This window comes from Klebsiella variicola (genome assembly GCF_000828055.2).
In the GTDB taxonomy this organism is placed as follows: domain Bacteria; phylum Pseudomonadota; class Gammaproteobacteria; order Enterobacterales; family Enterobacteriaceae; genus Klebsiella; species Klebsiella variicola.
Window position 1 is genome coordinate 4,992,673 of the sequence record NZ_CP010523.2, and the last position, 17,469, is coordinate 5,010,141.

The 17,469-nt window shown below is 57.4% G+C and carries 19 protein-coding genes; 10 read left to right on the forward strand and 9 right to left on the reverse strand.

The features are described from left to right. Positions 1-14 precede the first annotated feature (14 nt). On the forward strand, positions 15-2,024 hold the full coding sequence (locus SP68_RS23290) for a beta-galactosidase (protein ID WP_040972577.1): 2,010 nt from the start codon (positions 15-17) through the stop codon (positions 2,022-2,024). A 30-nt stretch (positions 2,025-2,054) separates the two neighbouring features. After that, on the forward strand, positions 2,055-2,927 hold the full coding sequence (araC, locus tag SP68_RS23295) for an arabinose operon transcriptional regulator AraC (RefSeq protein WP_004178353.1): 873 nt from the start codon (positions 2,055-2,057) through the stop codon (positions 2,925-2,927). Positions 2,928-2,988: 61 nt separating this feature from the next. Here araC and SP68_RS23300 read toward each other — a convergent pair whose 3' ends face one another. After that, positions 2,989-3,195, reverse strand: a complete 207-nt coding sequence (locus tag SP68_RS23300) for a DUF1107 domain-containing protein (RefSeq protein WP_002886707.1) — start codon at positions 3,193-3,195, stop codon at positions 2,989-2,991. A gap of 323 nt (positions 3,196-3,518) precedes the next feature. Here SP68_RS23300 and SP68_RS23305 point away from each other — a divergent pair, with 323 nt between their 5' ends. Then, complete coding sequence (locus SP68_RS23305; RefSeq protein WP_023339455.1) at positions 3,519-4,076, forward strand: YtfJ family protein; 558 nt, start codon at positions 3,519-3,521, stop codon at positions 4,074-4,076. Here the strand turns inward: SP68_RS23305 and cysQ are convergent. Next, entirely contained in the window at positions 4,066-4,809 is a 744-nt protein-coding gene (cysQ, locus tag SP68_RS23310) for a 3'(2'),5'-bisphosphate nucleotidase CysQ (RefSeq protein ID WP_012543098.1), read from the reverse strand. The two genes, SP68_RS23305 and cysQ, sit on opposite strands and share 11 nt — an antisense overlap. A gap of 192 nt (positions 4,810-5,001) precedes the next feature. Between cysQ and cpdB the strand changes: the two genes are divergently transcribed. Continuing rightward, the gene (cpdB, locus tag SP68_RS23315) at positions 5,002-6,945 is read left to right on the forward strand and encodes a 2',3'-cyclic-nucleotide 2'-phosphodiesterase (RefSeq protein WP_040972569.1); all 1,944 of its coding nucleotides are present in this window, start codon (positions 5,002-5,004) and stop codon (positions 6,943-6,945) included. Between the two features lie 988 nt (positions 6,946-7,933). Here the strand turns inward: cpdB and SP68_RS23320 are convergent. Next, complete coding sequence (locus tag SP68_RS23320) at positions 7,934-8,305, reverse strand: winged helix-turn-helix transcriptional regulator (protein WP_012543100.1); 372 nt, start codon at positions 8,303-8,305, stop codon at positions 7,934-7,936. A gap of 90 nt (positions 8,306-8,395) precedes the next feature. Between SP68_RS23320 and SP68_RS23325 the strand changes: the two genes are divergently transcribed. From SP68_RS23325 to ytfE, 4 genes are all read left to right on the forward strand, one after another. Beyond that, positions 8,396-9,244, forward strand: a complete 849-nt coding sequence (locus SP68_RS23325; RefSeq protein ID WP_040972493.1) for an SDR family oxidoreductase — start codon at positions 8,396-8,398, stop codon at positions 9,242-9,244. 77 nt (positions 9,245-9,321) lie between these two features. Continuing rightward, complete coding sequence (locus tag SP68_RS23330; RefSeq protein WP_012969104.1) at positions 9,322-10,146, forward strand: AraC family transcriptional regulator; 825 nt, start codon at positions 9,322-9,324, stop codon at positions 10,144-10,146. Positions 10,147-10,221: 75 nt separating this feature from the next. Then, on the forward strand, positions 10,222-11,193 hold the full coding sequence (locus SP68_RS23335; RefSeq protein WP_023323512.1) for a DMT family transporter: 972 nt from the start codon (positions 10,222-10,224) through the stop codon (positions 11,191-11,193). Between the two features lie 82 nt (positions 11,194-11,275). Next, complete coding sequence (gene ytfE, locus SP68_RS23340; RefSeq protein WP_032741377.1) at positions 11,276-11,938, forward strand: iron-sulfur cluster repair protein YtfE; 663 nt, start codon at positions 11,276-11,278, stop codon at positions 11,936-11,938. A 67-nt stretch (positions 11,939-12,005) separates the two neighbouring features. Here the strand turns inward: ytfE and cycA are convergent, their stop codons facing one another. Together cycA and fklB are read right to left on the reverse strand one after the other, a co-directional pair. Continuing rightward, a complete protein-coding gene (cycA, locus tag SP68_RS23345) occupies positions 12,006-13,409 on the reverse strand; it encodes a D-serine/D-alanine/glycine transporter (RefSeq protein ID WP_008807170.1) in 1,404 nt (467 codons plus the stop codon). A 305-nt stretch (positions 13,410-13,714) separates the two neighbouring features. Next, positions 13,715-14,335: an FKBP-type peptidyl-prolyl cis-trans isomerase gene (gene fklB / locus SP68_RS23350; protein WP_002886687.1), complete on the reverse strand. Its 621-nt coding sequence runs from the start codon at positions 14,333-14,335 to the stop codon at positions 13,715-13,717. Between the two features lie 218 nt (positions 14,336-14,553). Here fklB and SP68_RS23355 point away from each other — a divergent pair, with 218 nt between their 5' ends. Next, positions 14,554-15,225 carry a LysM-like peptidoglycan-binding domain-containing protein gene (locus SP68_RS23355; protein WP_012969107.1) on the forward strand — a complete coding sequence of 224 codons (672 nt, stop codon included), beginning with the start codon at positions 14,554-14,556 and terminating at the stop codon, positions 15,223-15,225. A gap of 108 nt (positions 15,226-15,333) precedes the next feature. Here SP68_RS23355 and rplI read toward each other — a convergent pair whose 3' ends face one another. Genes rplI through rpsF form a run of 4 tightly spaced genes read right to left on the reverse strand, consistent with a single transcriptional unit; the run spans position 15,334 to position 16,772 of the window. Further along, entirely contained in the window at positions 15,334-15,783 is a 450-nt protein-coding gene (gene rplI / locus SP68_RS23360; RefSeq protein ID WP_008807173.1) for a 50S ribosomal protein L9, read from the reverse strand. Between the two features lie 41 nt (positions 15,784-15,824). Continuing rightward, positions 15,825-16,052 (reverse strand): 30S ribosomal protein S18, encoded by a 228-nt coding sequence (gene rpsR / locus SP68_RS23365; RefSeq protein WP_000135199.1) that lies wholly within the window; start codon positions 16,050-16,052, stop codon positions 15,825-15,827. Positions 16,053-16,056: 4 nt separating this feature from the next. Next, positions 16,057-16,371 (reverse strand): primosomal replication protein N, encoded by a 315-nt coding sequence (priB, locus tag SP68_RS23370; protein WP_002885722.1) that lies wholly within the window; start codon positions 16,369-16,371, stop codon positions 16,057-16,059. A 5-nt stretch (positions 16,372-16,376) separates the two neighbouring features. Continuing rightward, positions 16,377-16,772, reverse strand: a complete 396-nt coding sequence (gene rpsF / locus SP68_RS23375) for a 30S ribosomal protein S6 (RefSeq protein ID WP_008807174.1) — start codon at positions 16,770-16,772, stop codon at positions 16,377-16,379. Between the two features lie 341 nt (positions 16,773-17,113). Here rpsF and SP68_RS23380 point away from each other — a divergent pair, with 341 nt between their 5' ends. Next, positions 17,114-17,389 (forward strand): YdgH/BhsA/McbA family protein, encoded by a 276-nt coding sequence (locus tag SP68_RS23380; RefSeq protein WP_002885689.1) that lies wholly within the window; start codon positions 17,114-17,116, stop codon positions 17,387-17,389. Positions 17,390-17,469 lie beyond the last annotated feature (80 nt).

Sequence of the window (17,469 nt, forward strand, 5' to 3'; positions counted from 1 at the left end):
AGGAGGTAGTGTGTATGTCTCATTTATTTTATGGCGTGGCGTATTACGATGAATATATGCCGGAAGATCGGCTGGCTAAGGATATCGCCTTAATGCGCGAAACCGGCATTAACGTGGTGCGTATTGCCGAGTCCACCTGGAGTACGCTGGAGCCTGAAGAGGGCCAGTACAATTTCTACCATATCGACCGGGTGCTGGAGGCGATGCATGAGGCCGGCATTGCGGTCATCGTCGGGACGCCGACCTATGCGGTACCGGCCTGGCTGGCGGCGAAACATCCCGATATTCTGGTCACCACCGTCGCGGGGCAGCAAAAATATGGCCCGCGGCAGATCATGGATATCGTCAATCCGACCTTTCGCCGCTATGCCGAAAAAATTATCCGCACGCTGATGGCCCATGTGCAGCACCATCCGGCGATTATCGGCTGGCAACTGGATAACGAAACCAAGCATTACGACAATATTGGCCGCTATATGCAGGAGGGCTTCGTGCGCAGCCTGCAGGAGAAATATCCTGACCTCCGGCAGCTGAATCACGATTTCGGTCTGGATTACTGGAGCAACCGCATTGACCGCTGGCAGGATTTTCCGCCGGTGGAAAACACCATCAACGCCAGCCTCGCCTGCGCCTTCTCCCGCTATCAGCGTCAGCAGGTCACCGAGTATCTGGCCTGGCAGGCGGCCATCGTTCGGGAATACGCCCAGCCGCACCAGTTCGTCACCCACAACTTCGATTTCGAATGGCGCGGTTACTCTTACGGCGTGCAGCCGCGGGTCGACCATTTTGCGGCGGCGCAGGCGCTGGATATCGCCGGCGTCGATATCTATCACCCGAGCCAGGCGCACCTGACCGGGCGGGAAATCGCCTTTGGCGGCGCCATCACCCGCTCGCTTAAGCCGGGTCAGAACTACTTCGTACTGGAAACCCAGGCTCAGGGCTTCGCCCAGTGGACCCCCTTCCCGGGCCAGCTACGCCTGCAGGCATTCAGCCATATCGCCTCCGGCGCCGCCATGGTCTCCTACTGGCACTGGCATTCGATTCATAACGCCTTCGAAACCTACTGGAAGGGGCTGCTCAGCCACGACTTCTCGCGCAACCCAACCTGGCAGGAAGCCACCACCATCGGCGCCGATTTCGCCCGCCTGTCGCCGCAGCTGGCGGAGCTGAAGGCCGAAAATGACGTCGCGTTGCTAATAAGCAATGAGGCGATGGACGCCCTCAATCACTTCCGTCCCGGCGATGCCGAGGGCAACATTTATAACGATATCTTCCGCCGCTTCCACGATGCGCTGTATGACCACAATATCAGCCTCGACATCATCCACGATGTGAACGAGGAAACCTCGCGCTACCGGGTACTGCTCGTTCCTGGTCTGTACGCCGCCGATGATGGCCTGCTAACACGGATTAACGACTATATCGCCCGGGGCGGCAGAGCGCTGATCGGCTTTAAATCAGGCTTTAGCGATGAAAATGTCAAGGTGCGCAACAGCGCGCAGCCGGGGATTTTGCGCCAGAGCTGCGGCGTCAGCTACAGCCAGTTCACCCTGCCGGAAGGGACGACGGTAAGCTCATGCAGCGCAGAGATTGATTGCCGCAATGATAATCAGGCTGAGCTGTGGATGGAATTGCTGACGCCCGATGGCGGAACCCGCACACTGCTGCGCTATCAGCATCCGGCATGGGGCGAATATGCCGCCGCAACGGCGACGGATTACGGTCAGGGACGCGCCCTGTACGTTGGCTTCCTGCCGCAGAAGCGCCTGATTAGCCAGCTGTTTGATGTCCTGACGGCGGACCTCACGCTGAACTCGCGAACTTCCGCCTATCGCTATCCGTTAGTGGTTAAAAAGATGCGTAACCGTGCCGGAAATACTATCCACTTCCTGTTCAATTACTCCGGCGAGGCGCTGGATGTTGTCAGCGAGACCGCGGGTACCGCGCTGCTGAGCGGGGAGGCTGTAGACGTCGGCCAGCCGTTGCGCCTCAGGGCCTGGGAATTTACTATCATCGAAAGCTAACGACGCGGCGGCGCTCAGGTGGGAGAGAGAATGGAACTGGATATCAATGAGCTACTCAATTTCTCGCCATTGATGAAGACCTTTACCTTCAATGCCTGGGTCGTCGCAGGCTTCACGCCGATTACCCGCGGCTCCACGCTGGACTATTACATTAATCGCCCGCAGGGGATGAAAGGTTACATCATTAATCTGACCCTGCGCGGCCAGGCGCGGGCGAAAGCGGGCGATGGCTTCCTGCTGTGCCGGGAAAACGATCTGTTGCTGTTTCCTCCCGGCGTGCCCCATCATTACGGCAGGGACGAACACAGCGAGTACTGGGACCATCTGTGGATCTACTTTATCCCCCGCCCCTACTGGATAGACTGGCTAAAGTGGGACCAAACCACCCACGGTATCGGCAAAACAACCATTAACGATCCCGACCAGCTCCAGCAGCTGCGCGATCTGTTCTACGAAGTGATACGCCACCACTCTGCGTCCGTACCGCTGTCAGAAGCGCTGGCAATGAACGCGCTGGAGAGATTAATTCTCCGCTGTTTTCAGCAGCAGCCCATTAGCAATCGCCATGCCCACGACCCACGGATTAACGCCATCTGCGACTATCTTAACGCCCATATTGCGCAGGAGGTAAAAATCGAGACCCTGGCGGCGATGGTGTTTATCTCCCCTTCACGTCTGGCGCACCTTTTCAAAAATGAACTGGGGCAAACGGTCTATGCGTGGCGGGAAACACAGCGCATCAACCGCGCCAGGTGGCTTATTCAGAGCACCTCGCTCCCACTAAACAAAATTGCTTTATCGGTGGGTTACAGCGATCCGGTCTATTTCACCCGCCTTTTTCGTAAACATAACGGCATCCCACCGGGCGAATATCGGAAACGCTATGCGGAAATGAAGGGCTAAAAACATCAACGGCTCCCATCGGGAGCCGTCTTTTACCTACTACGTACTGCTACGTTTCAGGTTATGCCATCTCAGTTTGCAGACGCAACACCTGACGATTGACTTCGGACATCACTGACAGATGCAGCTTGTCCTTGACCTTCGGGATAAGGATTTTGCCCTTATCAAATTCAAATGCGCCAACGTCCTTGATGTACAACCGTCCACGAAACAGGATCTTCACGTACTTCGCCACTTGCAGCGGATTGTAGCGTTGGAAAATTTTCATTCTTCTCTCCTGCCAGGGTTACGCTCCTGTGGTGCCACAGTTAGCCCACGTATCGGGAGCGCAAATTTTAATGCCCTAAAACTATAGTCCAGAATCTCAGAGGGACCCAGTGTGTATAAGTTTATTTACCGTTTGATGACAATAATTCAGAATTTTCGTTTCGGACATACGATGAAGTAAGTATAAGTCGCCGTTTTTCTACTAATTTGTGCGTCAACACGCAAACTGGCATCCTCATTGCGGGTAATCGCCGCCAATCGCACTTATGATTAAACGAGACCAAGTGGTCGGATCACCTGCATAAAAATGATTAAGGATTACGCATGACCCTACGTAGCATACTGGCCGCCTCGTTACTGCTTCTCCCGCTGCTGGCCACAGCGCATAACTTCGTCGACGGCCAGCGTGTGGCGCCGGTCGGCGTCGCGGATCGGGGAGAACTCATTCTGGATAAGGATAAGTTTAGCTATAAAAACTGGAACAGCTCGCAGCTGGTGGGAAAAGTGCGAGTTATCCAGCACATTGCCGGTCGCTCGTCAGCCAAAGAGAAAAATGCCAACCTGATCGAGGCGATTAAAGCGGCAGGTTTCCCGCACGATCGTTACCAGACTACCACCATCGTTAACACCGACGATGCCATTCCGGGCACCGGCATGTTCGTGCGCAACAGCATTGAGAGTAATAAAAAGCTTTTTCCATGGTCGCAGTTTATCGTCGACAGCAACGGGCTGGTGCGTAAAGCCTGGCAACTGGACGAGAAGAGTTCCGCGATCGTGGTGCTGGATAAGGACGGGCGCGTAAAGTGGGCCAAAGACGGTGCGCTGACCCAGCAGGAGGTGCAGCAGGTCATCGACCTGCTGCATAAATTGCTTAATAAATAGAGACCCGGAAGCCGGGGTTGAGGAAGGATTCACGCGGCGTGTAGTCGAGGGTTTTGCCCTGCCAGTCGTGAACATGCGCCCCGGCGGCCACCGCGACCGCGTGGCCGGCGGCAGTGTCCCAGGTGCTGGTCGGCCCGAAGCGCGGATAGAGCTGGGCCTGACCCTCCGCCACCAGGCAGAACTTCAGCGAAGATCCGATAGAAGTGGTTTGATGCTCGCCCAGTTGCTCAAGATACTCCTGCAGCTCCGGATCGTTACCGTGAGAGCGACTGATCACCACCAGCGGCGGACGGGCATCGCGGACCTGGATCTGCTTGCGCACCCCGCACTCTTCTTTCCACGCTTTGCCTTTTTCCGCGCTGTACATCACCTTCATCACCGGCGCATAAACCACGCCCAGTGTCGGCTTGCCGTTTTCGATCAGCGCGATATTGACGGTGAATTCGCCGTTACGCTTAATAAACTCTTTGGTGCCGTCCAGCGGGTCGACCAGCCAGTAGCGCTGCCAGTGCTGACGTACCTCCCAGGCCGGCGGGTCCTCCTCGGAAAGAACCGGGGTGTCAGGATCCAGCGCTTTCAGACCGCTGATGATGACGTTGTGCGCTGCGATATCCGCCGCCGTGACCGGAGAATCATCTTTCTTGCTGGCGACGTTGATCGGCTGGTTTCCATCGTAGACTTCCATGATGGCATCGCCCGCGTTCCGTGCAAGCTGACATACTTGTTCTAACATTCTCCACCTCGTCTGGTTACAGTGGCGTTAACTCGTTGTTTTATTTATATCGCATCACCGCGAGTTCCGCTATCTGTGATAACGATGGCGGTTTCTCTGCCCGCTTTTCTGGCAAGATTCACATTTCTGTAAGCAACAGAATATAAATACATTTTCTACTGTGCTATCGCTCATAAAAAAAGGACGCCTCTGATGATTAAGTTTAGCGCAACGCTCCTGGCCACGCTGATCGCCGCCAGCGTCAACGCCGCGACGGTCGACCTGCGGATCATGGAAACCACCGATCTGCACAGCAATATGATGGACTTTGACTATTACAAAGATGCCGCCACGGAGAAATTCGGCCTGGTGCGTACCGCCAGCCTGATCGAACAGGCGCGGGCAGAAGCGAAAAACAGCGTGCTGGTGGATAACGGGGATGTTATCCAGGGGAGCCCGTTAGGCGACTATATGGCCGCGAAAGGGTTGAAAGAAGGCGATGTGCATCCGGTGTATAAGGCGATGAATACCCTGAATTACGCCGTCGGCAACCTGGGCAACCATGAATTTAATTATGGCCTCGACTTCCTGCATAAGGCGCTGGCCGGGGCGAAATTCCCCTACGTGAACGCCAATATCATCGATGCCAAAACTGGCAAACCGATGTTTACGCCGTACCTGATCCAGGATACCCGGGTCGTGGACAGCGACGGTCAATCCCACACCCTGCGCATCGGCTATATCGGCTTTGTGCCGCCGCAGATCATGACCTGGGATAAAGCCAATCTCAGCGGTAAAGTGACGGTCAACGACATTACCGAAACCGCGCGCAAATATATCCCGGAGATGCGGTCGAAAGGCGCTGATGTGGTGGTCGTGGTCGCGCACTCCGGCCTCTCCGCCGACCCGTATCAGGCGATGGCCGAAAACTCGGTCTACTACTTAAGCCAGGTGCCCGGCGTGGACGCCATTATGTTCGGCCATGCCCACGCGGTGTTCCCGGGTAAAGACTTCGCCAACATCAAAGGCGCGGATATCGCCAAAGGGACGCTGAACGGCATACCGGCAGTGATGCCGGGAATGTGGGGCGATCATCTCGGGGTGGTTGATCTGGTGCTGAACAACGACAGCGGCAAATGGCAGGTAACTCAGAATAGAGCGGAAGCGCGGCCAATCTATGACGCGGTGGCGAAGAAATCGCTGGCGGCCGAAGACGGCAAGCTGGTGGCGGTGCTGAAAGCCGACCACGACGCCACTCGCGAATTCGTCAGCAAGCCGATCGGCAAGTCCGCCGACAACATGTACAGCTATCTGGCGCTGGTGCAGGACGACCCGACGGTGCAGGTGGTCAACATGGCGCAGAAAGCCTATGTAGAACACTATATTCAGGGCGACCCGGATCTGGCGAAGCTGCCGGTGCTCTCCGCCGCCGCGCCGTTTAAAGTCGGCGGACGTAAAAACGATCCGGCGAGCTTTGTCGAAGTGGAGAAAGGTCAGCTCACCTTCCGCAATGCCGCCGACCTCTATCTCTACCCCAACACCCTGGTGGTGATGAAGGTCAGTGGGAAAGAGGTCAAGGAGTGGCTGGAGTGCTCCGCCGGACAGTTTAACCAGATCGATCCCGCCAGCAGCAAGCCGCAGTCGCTGATCAACTGGGACGGCTTCCGCACCTATAACTTCGACGTCATTGACGGGGTGAACTACCAGATTGACGTCACCCAGCCGGCCCGCTACGACGGCGAATGTCAGATGATCCATCCGCAGGCAGAGCGTATTAAGCACCTGACCTTTAACGGTAAACCTGTCGATCCGCAGGCCACTTTCCTGGTCGCGACCAATAACTATCGCGCTTACGGCGGCAAATTCGCCGGCACCGGTGAGAGCCATATCGCCTTTGCCTCACCGGATGAAAACCGTTCAGTGCTGGCGGCGTGGATAGGCGCGCAATCGAAGAAGGATGGCGCGATCCATCCGGCGGCGGATAACAACTGGCGTCTGGCGCCGATCCACAGCAACACGCCGTTGGATATTCGTTTTGAGACCTCGCCAGGCGACAAAGCCGCGGCGTTTATCAAAGAGAAAGCACAGTATCCAATGCGCCAGGTGGCCACCGATGATATCGGCTTCGCCATTTATCAGCTGGATTTGAGCAAGTAATGCCTGTTCCCCGGTGGCGCTGCGCTTACCGGGGCTACAAACCGGGGCTGGCTGGTAGCCCGGATAAGACGCCAGCCGCTATCCGGGAATATCTCCCCGGTGGCGCTGCGCTTACCGGGGCTACAAACCGGATCTGACGAGTAGCCAGGATAAGGCGCCAGCCGCTATCCGGGTACATCTCCCCGGTGGCGCTGCGCTTACCGGGGCTACAAACCGGAGCTGACGGGTAGCCCGGATAAGGCGCCAGCCGCTATCCGGGTACATCTCCCCGGTGCCGCTGCGCTTACCGGGGCTACAAACCGGAGCTGACGGGTAGCCCGGGTAAGGCGCCAGCCGCTATCCGGGAATATCTCCCCGGTGGCGCTGCGCTTACCGGGGCTACAAACCGGAGCTGACGGGTAGCCCGGATAAGGCGCCAGCCGCTATCCGGGTACATCTCCCCGGCGGCGCTGCGCTTACCGGGGCTACAAACCGGAGCTGACGGGTAGCCCGGATAAGGCGCCAGCCGCTATCCGGGAATATCTCCCCGGTGGCGCTGCGCTTACCGGGGCTACAAACCGGGGCTGACGGGTAATCCGGATAAGGCGCCAGCCGCTATCCGGGAATATCTCCCCGATGGCGCTGCGCTTACCGGGGCTACAAACCGGGGCTGGCTGGTAGCCCGGATAAGACGCCAGCCGCTATCCGGGAATATCTCCCCGGTGGCGCTGCGCTTACCGGGGCTACAAACCGGAGCTGACGGGTAGCCCGGATAAGGCGCCAGCCGCTATCCGGGTACATCTCCCCGGCGGCGCTGCGCTTACCGGGGCTACAAACCGGGGCTGACGGGTAGCCCGGATAAGGCGCCAGCCGCTATCCGGGTACATCTCCCCGGCGGCGCTGCGCTTACCGGGGCTACAAACCGGGGCTGACGGGTAGCCCGGATAAGGCGCCAGCCGTTATCCGGGAATATCTCCCCGGTGGCGGGGCTACAGGGAGTGATACATTTTCACTCCCCGTGGTTAGCCAACACCGCAGGCAGATTGCTCTCGATCCAGTCCGCCAGCGCCGCCACTTTCTCGCTCACCTGCAGGCCGAGCGGCGTCAGGCTATATTCAACGTGTGGCGGTACCACCGGATAAGAGACGCGGTCGATAAAACCATCCTGCTCCAGGGCCTGCAGCGACTGCGCCAGCATCTTTTCGCTGACCCCGCCCATTTTGCGGCGCAGATCGCTGAAGCGATGGGTCCCCTCGCGCAGCGCCACCAGAATCAACACGCCCCAGCGACTGGTGACATGTTTAAGCACATCGCGCGACGGGCACTGTTCCGCAAACAGGTTGCCGTTGCGCAGTTTCTCGCTCAGCGTCGGTTCGGCCATTTTCACACTTACCTTTTTGTGCGTACTTACTAAAAGTTAGTTAAGGTGTTAGCTTACCACAACTGCCACTAAACACGAAGGAGAAGACCCATGATCGCCCTTACCGGTGCCACCGGCCAGCTTGGCCACTACGTTCTGCAAGACCTGTTAAAAACCGTCCCTGCCAGCCAGATTGTGGCGATTGTCCGCAACCCGGCCAAAGCCCAGTCCCTCAGCCAGCAGGGCGTCGTTGTCCGTCAGGCCGACTATAGCGACGAAGCGGCACTGACCGCCGCGCTGCAGGGCGTGGATAAACTGCTGTTAATCTCCTCCAGCGAAGTCGGTCAGCGCGCCGTTCAGCACCGCAACGTCATCAACGCCGCCAAAGCCGCTGGGGTGACATTCATCGCCTACACCAGCCTGCTGCACGCCGACACCTCGCCGCTGGGCCTGGCCGCAGAGCATATTGAAACCGAGCAGATGCTGGCCGACTCTGGTATCGCTTACGCCCTGCTGCGCAATGGCTGGTATACCGAAAACTATCTGGCCAGCGCACCGCCGGCGCTGGAGCATGGCGTGTTTATCGGTGCCGCCGGCGAGGGTAAAATTGCCTCCGCCACCCGCGCGGATTATGCCGCCGCTGCCGCCCGCGTTATCGCTGGTGAAGGCCATGAAGGGAATATTTACGAACTGGCGGGTGATAACGCCTGGACGCTGAGCGACCTGGCTGCTGAGCTGAGCACGCAAAGCGGAAAAAACGTGGTCTACCAAAACCTCAGCGAAGCCGATTTCGCCGCCGCGCTGAAAAGCGTCGGTCTGCCGGCGGGTCTGGCGGATATGCTGGCGGATTCCGATGTCGGCGCGTCGAAAGGCGGGCTGTTTGACGACAGCCGCACCCTGAGTACGCTGATCGGCCGTCCGACCACCTCCCTTGCTGAAAGCGTGAAAGGCATTCTGTAACCACCCCTCTCAGCTTTTGCGGTTGCGTCCCGGCGGTTCCTCTCTCATATTGAAGGGATAACCGTCGGGAGGCAGGCATGCAGGGCGTACCACCCCAATTTAGTGATGAAAAAGACCGCGCGCGCTTTCGCCATCTCGAACAGCTGCCCGGGGTGGAGCTCTACCACGCCCATATCTCCCGCTACGCCTTTGAACCCCATACCCACGAAGCCTTCGGCATCGGCGTGATTGAGCAAGGCGCTGAACGCTTTCGCTACCGCGGCAGCCAGCATATCGCCGCCGCGAACGCCATTGTCACCATGAATCCCGACGAGCTGCATACCGGCGAAGCGGAAACCGCTGACGGCTGGCGCTACCGGATGATTTATCTGGAGCCGGACCGTCTGGAAGCCATCACCGGGGTACGCGACTGGTGGTTCAGCGAGGTGGTCCGCGAGGATCCCCTGCGTTCCCGACAGATTGGCCAGCTGATTTATGGCCTGTGGCATAGCGACGATCCGCTGGCCCAGCAGGGAATGCTGCTCGACCTCATCGACGCCTTCCGCCCTCTGGCCCACCATGCCTCTGCGCAGGGTGAGGCCGGGCATCGCTTCGACCGCGTGCGCGACTACCTGCACGATAACTATATGCGCCCCATCACCCTCGACGAGCTGGCGCAGGTGGCGGCGCTTAGCCCGTACCACTTTCAGCGCCAGTTTAAAGCCCACTATCACGTGACACCCCATCAGATGCTGATGGCCATCCGTCTGTGGCGCGCCAAGGCATTTCTCACCCACGGTATGCCCGCCGCCGAAGTGGCGATAGCCGTCGGCCTCACCGACCAGTCCCACCTGACCCGCGCCTTCACCCTGCGTTACGGCATTACGCCGGTGCGCTATCAGAAGCAGGTCGCCAGGCGCTAATGCGCAATCTCATACAATATTCCTGCCCGGCCCCCTTCTACACTGCAGACAACTGTGATGACAACGGATGCAATGATGATTAGTGGTGTGCTGTACGCCCTGCTGGCGGGGCTGATGTGGGGATTAATTTTTGTCGGGCCTTTGCTGGTGCCAGAGTACCCGGCGATGCTGCAGTCAATGGGACGCTATCTGGCGCTGGGCCTGATCGCCCTGCCGCTGGCGTGGCTCGGACGCGCGCGTTTGCGCCAGCTGAGCCGGAACGACTGGTGGACCGCGCTGGGCCTGACGATGATGGGGAATCTTATCTATTACGTCTGCCTGGCCAGCGCCATTCAGCGCACCGGGGCGCCGGTCTCCACCATGATTATCGGCACGCTGCCGGTGGTCTTGCCGGTCTTCGCCAATCTGCTCTACAGCCAACGCGACGGAAAGCTGCCGTGGCGGCGTCTGTTTCCGGCGCTGGTCTGCATCGCCGTGGGCCTGATCTGCGTTAACGTCGCAGAACTGCGCCAGGGGCTGCCTGATTTTAGCCCGTGGCGCTACGGCTCCGGCATCGCGCTGGCGCTGGGATCGGTGGCCTGCTGGGCCTGGTATGCCCTGCGCAACGCCCGCTGGTTGCGGGAAAATCCGCATCAGCCGCCGATGATGTGGGCTACCGCTCAGGCACTGGTCACGCTTCCGGTTTCGCTGGCCGGCTATCTCGCCGCCTGCGCCTGGCTGCACGGCCAGCAGGCCGGGTTTCCCCTGCCCTTCGGCCCGCGCCCGGCGGTGTTCATTACGCTGATGCTGGCCATCGCGGTGCTCTGCTCATGGGTCGGCGCGCTGTGCTGGAATATCGCCAGCCAGCGGCTGCCGACGGTGATCCTCGGGCCGCTGATCGTCTTCGAAACTCTGGCCGGGCTGCTGTATACCTTCCTGCTGCGGCAAAGTTTACCGCCGCTGCTGACCCTGAGCGGGATCCTGTTGCTGGTGCTCGGCGTGGTCTCCGCCGTACGCGCCAGACCGGAAAAACCGATGCTGCAGCCGCTGACGGACGAAAAAAAGTAGCCAGGCCTCCTTAAGGGGTATTCCCTCGCCAAAAAGATGCATTTAAAATACATCTTATATTCCTGATGACGAGGTAACTGCTATGGCTTTCCGTGACCAACCTTTAGGCGAGCTGGCGCTGACCATCCCGCGCGCCTCCGCCCTGTTCCGTCAATACGATATGGATTACTGCTGCGGCGGCAAACAGACCCTGGCGCGCGCCGCATCGCGGAAAGCGCTGGATGTCGCGGTGATTGAAGCCGAGCTGGCGAAACTGGCCGAGCAGCCTCTTTCCCGCGACTGGCGCGCGGCGCCCCTCCCGGAGATTATTGACCACATCATCGTCCGCTATCACGACCGGCACCGCGAACAGCTGCCGGAGCTGATCCTGCAGGCCACCAAGGTTGAACGTGTGCATGCCGATAAACCGAACGTGCCGAAAGGGCTGACCAAATACCTGACCATGCTGCATCAGGAACTCTCCAGCCACATGATGAAAGAGGAGCAGATCCTGTTCCCGATGATCAAACAGGGGATGGGCGCCCAGGCCGGGGGGCCGATCAGCGTAATGGAAAGCGAGCACGATGAAGCGGGTGAACTGCTGGAGGTCATTAAGCACATCACCCATAACGTGACGCCGCCGCCGGAAGCCTGCACCACCTGGAAGGCGATGTATAACGGTATCAACGAGATGATTGACGATCTGATTGAGCACATCAGTCTGGAAAATAACGTACTGTTCCCGCGCGCCCTTGCCGGAAAATAAAGAAAAAGGCGCCCGCAGGCGCCCTCGACATTGTCCGTCTTACTTTGGCCACTCCGGGTGGCCTTTTTTATTTCGCCAGACGTTTTTTGCCGGCAAACAGCCAGCCCGCGCCCAGCAGAACAAACCACAGCGGGGTAACCATCAGCGCTTCACGGGTATCATCTTCCAGGGTCAACAGCACCAGTACGAAGACGAAGAAGGCCATGCACACCCAGCACATGAATTTGCCCAGCGGCATCTTGTATTTGGACTTCTCATGCAGCTGCGGGCGCTTTTTACGGTAGACCAGATAAGAGCAGAGGATAATCGTCCAGACGAACATAAACAGGATCGCCGACACCGTGGTGATCATGGTGAACGCGGCAATCACGCTCGGGTTGACCATCAGCATGACCACACCGCCCAGCAGGCACATGCAGGAGAAGGTTAAACCCTTCGCCGGCACCGCACGCTTCGACAGCTTGGCGAACATCTTCGGCGCCTGACCATCCTGCGCCAGACCGAACAACATACGGCTGGTAGAGAACACGCCGCTGTTGGCCGAGGAGGCTGCGGAAGTCAGCACCACAAAGTTGATCAGGCTCGCCGCCGCCGGCAGGCCGACCAGCACGAACAGCTCAACGAACGGGCTCTTGCTCGGCACCACGGAGCTCCACGGCGTCACCGACATAATCACAATCAGCGCGAAGACGTAGAACATAATGATACGCAGCGGGATGGAGTTAATCGCCCGTGGCAGGGATTTCTCCGGGTCTTTGGTTTCGGCGGCGGTGGTCCCCACCAGCTCAATCCCCACGAAGGCGAACACCGCAATCTGGAAGCCGGCAAAGAAGCCGCTCAGCCCTTTCGGGAACCAGCCGCCGTCATTCCACAGATGGGCGAAAGAGGCTTCGACGCCGGTCGGCGATTTGAAATGCATCATGACCATCACCAGGCCGACGACGATTAGCGCCACAATGGCGACGATTTTGATCATCGCGAACCAGAACTCCATTTCGCCAAACATTTTGACGGTGGCCAGGTTCAGGCCCAGCAGCAGCAGGATCACCGCCAGCGAGGCGACCCAGTCGGAGAGTCCGGGAAACCAGAACTGCGCGTAGGCGGTGATCGCCACTACGTCCGCCATTCCGGTGACGACCCAACAGAACCAATAGGTCCAGCCGGTAAAGTAACCCGCCCACGGCCCCAGCAGATCGGCCGCAAAATCGCTGAAGGATTTATATTCGAGGTTCGACAGCAGTAATTCGCCCATGGCTCGCATAACGAAAAACAGCATAAAACCGATAATCATATAAACAAAAATAATAGATGGCCCGGCAAGGCTGATAGTTTTGCCAGAACCCATAAATAACCCAGTGCCGATCGCCCCGCCAATCGCAATCAGCTGAATATGTCGGTTTGTGAGATTTCGCCGTAGCGATTGTTCAGTCGGCTCCTGCTCAATAGCAGCGACTTTAACCTGATCTACCATGTGATTTCTTCCTGTTGTACCTGTCTGTGTTGTTCAGGCTCTGATGGCCCGTCGTCTGTCATTAACCCCAGCAAGGGCTAGTCGATATTAGGTAAGAATCGGAGGGATGAATACTATGATTTAGATATAATGTTAATTTTATGTTTAAAGTGAGTGTTATATCACTCATCCACCGCGAAATAGCTCACAAAAATACACCCATACGCGATGAATGCAAAACATAATTCTAATTAATTTTTAACTTAAGGATTTTACGCTATTTTTGCGGCTTCCCCCGCCTTAAGGGAAGAGGAAGCCTCTGCTGTTTAGATAATATCCAGCAGTTCAACTTCGAAGATCAGGGTGCTGAACGGAGGAATCGACGCGCCAGCGCCGCGTTCGCCGTAGGCCAGGTTGTGCGGGATCGTCAGTTCCCATTTAGAACCGACCGGCATCAGGGTCAGCGCTTCAATCCAGCCGCCGATCACGCCGGTCACCGGGAATTCAGCTGGCTCACCACGGGCGACGGAGCTGTCGAAGACGGTGCCGTCGATCAGTTTACCGGTGTAGTGCACGCGTACGCGATCGGTACGTGCCGGGATCGGGCCTTCGCCCTGGGTCAGTACGCGGAACTGCAGACCAGATTCGGTGCTATTCACACCCTCTTTCTCGCGGTTTTCATCGAGGTATTTCTGGCCGTCGGCGGCCATAGCCTGGAAACGTTCGCGGCGTACGGCGTCAGCACGCTCGTGGATTTCACGCAGCGCACGGTGAACGGCTTCTACCGGCACCTGCGGCTGGTTACCTTCCAGCGCATCAGCGATACCCGCTACCAGCGCTTCCGGCAGCAGCCCCTGCAGGCCGGATTCGCTCAGCTGTTGTCCAACCTGCAAGCCGATACCGTAACTTGCCTGCGCTTCGATAGTGTCAAAAGTTGGGGTTGCCATCTTTGTTCCTTTTTGGGTGATAAACATCAAGAGAAAAGCGTGCGAAAGCATAACAGCCATAGCGAAATGGGTAAAACTTTGTCGGCGGATGATGACAAATCTCAGCGAAACAGAAACAATAGGCGGCAGCAGGTTAACTTTACTTTGTTCCGGTCATCAGGACGTTAGCCATCTATACTCATATGCAGGATAAAAATATGCGGAGCAGGAGGAAAGCCATGCCCGGGCGCTTTGAACTGACATCTACCCTGGCGAAGATCTGGCACGCCCCGGATCATTTTCGCCTCCTGGACCCGCTGCCCCCGATGCACCGCCGGGGTATCATCGCAGGCTTCCTGTTGGTTATCATCGGCATTCTGCTTCCCTCAGACGATAGCCAAAACCCGGCCTCCACCAGCCGTGAAGCAAACCTGAATCTGCAGTCGCAGTCCCAGCCGCAAGCTGGCGGCAATCAGGCCGTTCCGCTCCCGCCGATCACCAATACGCCGACCGTGAGCGATGCCGATCAGATGGCGCCCGTCGCCCCGGAGCCGATTCAGGACGAGCAGCCAGATCAGGCGCAGACGCAGCAGCCTGCTTCCCAACCGTATCAATCCTCGCAGCAGCAGTCCGCACCGGGCATTGAGCAGCAGTGGCGGACCTATCGCATCGAGTCAGGCAAAACCCTGGCCCAGCTGTTCCGCGATCATGGGCTGCCGGCCACCGACGTCTACGCGATGGCGCAGGTTGAAGGCGCTGGCAAACCATTAAGCACGTTGCAGAGTGGACAGACGGTGCAAATTCGGCAGAACGCCAACGGCGTAGTCACCGGCCTCACTATCGATACCGGCAACGGCCAGCAGGTGTTGTTTACCCGCCAGTCGAACGGCAGCTTTGTGCGTGCGCGATAGCGGAGAAGACGACAGCAAGCATTACGCCGCCGCAAAATGAAGGGCGCTAAAAAGCAAAACGCCGGCACAAGGCCGGCGATTTGTTGTTACCAGAACGTAAGAAGCCGATTACTCAGCAACCACGTTGATGATAACTTTAGCGAATACTTCGCTGTGAACCTGGAAGTCCACTTCGTGCTCGCCAACGTTACGCAGAACGCCGTTCGGCAGGCGAACTTCGCTCTTAGCAACTTTAACGCCTGCTGCAGTAACAGCGTCAGCGATGTCGCGAGTACCGATGGAACCGAACAGTTTACCTTCGTCGCCAGCTTTGGACGCGATGGTTACGGATTCCAGGGCGTTGATCTGCGCAGCACGAGCTTCAGCAGCTGACAGAACGTCAGCCAGTTTGGCTTCCAGTTCAGCGCGACGTGCTTCGAAGAATTCAACGTTTTTCTTGGTAGCAGGAACAGCTTTACCCTGCGGGACCAGGAAGTTACGAGCATAGCCCGCTTTAACGTTAACCTGATCACCCAGGCTACCCAGGTTTGCTACTTTATCAAGCAGAATAACTTGCATTACCTTATCCTCTCAAAGTCGTATTAATGGACCGTGACCGATTACTGATGACGATCAGTGTACGGCAGCAGGGACAGGTAGCGAGCGCGTTTGATAGCGCGAGCCAGCTGACGCTGGTATTTTGCACGGGTACCGGTGATACGGCTCGGGACAATCTTACCGCTTTCGGTGATGTAGTTTTTCAGCGTAGCGATATCTTTATAGTCGATCTCTTGAACGCCTTCCGCGGTGAAACGGCAGAACTTGCGACGACGGAAATAACGTGCCATATGGCTAGTCTCCAGAATCTATCAATTCAATCTGCTCGGCATGCAGAACCATTTTGCTCAAGCCGTTCTTTGCCTTATGGCAAGAGATGAACCCTCGAACGGTTACTGCGCTACCGACCGTTATACTGTGAGTAATGGCCTGGTTTTCGTGACCGCTAATAATAACGGGCATTTGACACCATGCCTGCCGGTGAAAACCGGCTTCCTCCTGCACTGAACGATGCTCAAGCACGAACTGGCAGTGAGGAATTCCTGACGGGCTGACCTTACGAAGTGGAGTCCTGCAAATAATGCCGGACAGCTCCAGACGGTTGGTCATCAGGATTACTCTTCAGAATCCCCAGCTTCAGAATCATCTGCGGTTTCGTTGGCGAAATCTTCGCGACGCTCACGGCGCTCGTCTTTCGCTTTAACCATCGGAGATGCTTCGGTAACAGCGTGCTTAGTACGCATTACCATGCTGCGGATAACGGCGTCGTTGAAGCGGAAGTTAGTTTCCAGCTCATCGATCGCTTCCTGCGGCGCTTCAACGTTCAGCAGAACGTAGTGAGCTTTGTGCAGTTTGTTGATCGGATAAGCCAGCTGACGGCGGCCCCAGTCTTCCAGACGGTGGATCGTACCTGCTGCTGCAGTGATTGCACCAGTGTAACGTTCGATCATGCCCGGAACCTGTTCGCTCTGGTCAGGATGGACCATAAAAACGATTTCGTAATGACGCATCGAATTGCTCCTTACGGATTATTCAGCCTCCTGTCTGGGTCAGCCGCGGCCCATGGAGGCAAGGAACGTGTTAAAGGGCGGCTGAAAAATTGACGCGTCATTCTAATGGCGCCCCCCCAGGAACACAAGCGGATTTGCACAAATAATTCGCACTAAGCGCCAAGTGGCGCTAAGTGGGTGATTTAAAATTAACCAATAAAGGAAGCGGCATTTTTTTGAACGACTGCATCAGAAAAGGTCGCCATGCGACGAACGCGCAGCGATTACACTTATATCAGAGCCAAACGACCACAGGAGAGCCCCCGAGTCAGCGTCAGGACTGTCAGTCAGGAGCGTAGTATATGAAACTGAAAATCATCGCCATGATGGCTGCGCTTTTCTTCAGCGCCAACGCGCTGGCAGCTATCCAAATCACCGAACGTCAGGCCCGCAACATGGACGACGTGCAGAGCCTCGGCGTTATCTATATCAATCATAACATGGCCACTGAGCACGAGGCCGAGCAGGCCCTTAGCCAGATGAGCGATGCGCAGGGGGCGAAATACTTTCAGCCTATCCTGATGCACGAACCCGAAACCAACGGCCCGCTTCGCGCCAGCGCGGTGATATACCGCTAACGCCTGCCCGACTCTTCGCCTCTCTTCGCGAGGGGCGAAGCGAGGTTTTCACCTAAACGCAATTGAGAATTATTTTACAA